The sequence below is a fragment of the Ferrovum myxofaciens genome, from assembly GCF_000735045.1.
Lineage (GTDB): Bacteria > Pseudomonadota > Gammaproteobacteria > Burkholderiales > Ferrovaceae > Ferrovum > Ferrovum myxofaciens.
The window spans coordinates 1-253 of sequence record NZ_JPOQ01000570.1 but is presented as its reverse complement, the minus strand read 5'-3'; the positions used below and the strand labels follow the sequence as shown (position 1 = coordinate 253).

Sequence of the window (253 nt, the reverse complement as noted above, 5' to 3'; positions counted from 1 at the left end):
CCACGTGGATCATGGAAAGACGACGCTGACGGCGGCGATGACGGTGGTATTGTCGAAGAAGTTTGGTGGTGAGGCGAAGTCTTACGCTCAGATTGATTCGGCGCCGGAAGAGAAGGCGCGGGGGATTACGATCAATACGGCGCATGTGGAGTATGAGACGGTGAATCGTCATTATGCACACGTGGACTGTCCTGGGCACGCGGATTATGTGAAGAACATGATTACGGGTGCGGCGCAGATGGATGGAGCGGTG

General features: G+C 55.7%; 1 protein-coding gene. It reads left to right on the top strand.

Translation table 11 applies throughout. The annotated features are described in order from the left end of the window. Window positions 1–253: GTP-binding protein (locus IV91_RS0115145; protein WP_233418510.1), on the top strand; the 253-nt coding region annotated here is incomplete at both ends.